This window comes from Actinoplanes sp. NPDC048791 (genome assembly GCF_040650095.1).
GTDB lineage: Bacteria > Actinomycetota > Actinomycetes > Mycobacteriales > Micromonosporaceae > Actinoplanes.
The window spans coordinates 1-1,382 of record NZ_JBEZGQ010001570.1; the positions used below are offsets into that span (position 1 = coordinate 1).

Below are 1,382 nucleotides of genomic sequence, written 5' to 3' on the forward strand. Positions count from 1 at the left end.
GGCGGCGTACGCGGCCCGCGAGCTGGGCGTGGCCGCCGAGATCTACGTGCCGGTCACCGCCCCGCCGGTCAAGGTGGCGAAGCTGGCCAAGCTCGGCGCCCGGGTGGTCCAGGTCGGCCACGAGTACGCGGAGGCGTACGAGGCCGCGGTCGTGCAGGCCGAGGTGACCGGGGCACTGTTCTGTCACGCCTACGACGATCCGGACATGGTGGCCGGCAACGGCACCCTGGGCCTGGAGCTCGCCGAGCAGTTGCCCGACGGCTTCGACACCGTGCTGGTGGCGGTCGGTGGAGGCGGTCTGATCGCCGGGGTCGCCGCCGCCCTGCACGACCGGGCCCGCGTCGTCGCCGTCGAGCCGGTCACCACCGCAGCCCTGCACGCGGCCCTCGAGGCCGGTGGCCCGGTGGACATCCCGGTCTCCGGGGTGGCGTCCGACGCCCTGGGCGCCCGGCGGGTCGGGACGATCGCCTACGAGACGGCCGTTGCGGCGCATCTGCCGTCCGTGCTGGTCGACGATCAGGCGATCGTGGAGGCCCGGCGGCAGCTGTGGGAGGACTACCGGATCGTCGTCGAGCACGGCACCGCAGCCGCGCAGGCCGCATTGACCTCGGGCGCCTACGTGCCGGAGCCGGGGGAGCGGGTCGTGGTGCTGCTCTGCGGCGCGAACACGAATCCGGCCGACCTTGCTTGAGCAGGTCCGCCTCATCGAGCGGGTGCGGGAGGTGTGCCGCGCCGACAGCCGGGTCGAGGCCGCCCTGATGTACGGCTCGTTCGCCGACGGCACGGCCGACGAGCACAGCGACATCGAGTTCTGGATGTTCTTCACCGCCGGGCCCACCGACCCGCGGGCCTGGATCGAGCTGGTCAGCCCGGTCACCCACCTGGTCCGCAACGAGTTCGGCGCGCACGTGGCGTTCTTCCCCGGGCTGATCCGCGGCGAGTTCCACTTCGCCGGCACCGCCGACATCGCCTCCGTCCGCGACTGGCCGGCCGGCGACATCGTGCCGGTCGTCGACCGGCACGGTCTGCTGGAGCAGTCCCGCCCGCAAGGCGTCACGGACCGTACGGCGGATGTCTGCGGTCGCTTCGCCAACTGGCTGCTGCTCGCCCATCACGTCGGGCGGCGCGGTGAGGTGCTGCGGCAGCGGGACGCCCTCGCGCACGCCCAGCGCCATCTGCTGTGGATGGCCCGGCTGGCCGAGGGCCGCACCGGGCACTGGCTCACCCCGTCGCGGCAGGCCGAGGCCGAGCTCAGCCCGGCCACGATCGCGGCGCTCTCCCGTACCCATCAAGATGTGCGCGCGGCCTGGCAGGCAGGCCGCGCTCTCTGGATCAAGCTTGACCCGGACCCTCCGGAGCTCCTTTTCGCCGAGTTGGACCGG

At 73.3% G+C, this 1,382-nt stretch carries 2 protein-coding genes; both read left to right on the forward strand.

What is annotated here, in order from left to right:
* A partial coding sequence (locus tag AB0C29_RS48560) for a pyridoxal-phosphate dependent enzyme (RefSeq protein ID WP_360835171.1) occupies positions 1–691 on the forward strand: 691 nt, incomplete at its 5' end.
* A partial coding sequence (locus tag AB0C29_RS48565; protein WP_360835173.1) for a nucleotidyltransferase domain-containing protein occupies positions 684–1,382 on the forward strand: 699 nt, incomplete at its 3' end. The genes AB0C29_RS48560 and AB0C29_RS48565, both read left to right, overlap by 8 nt.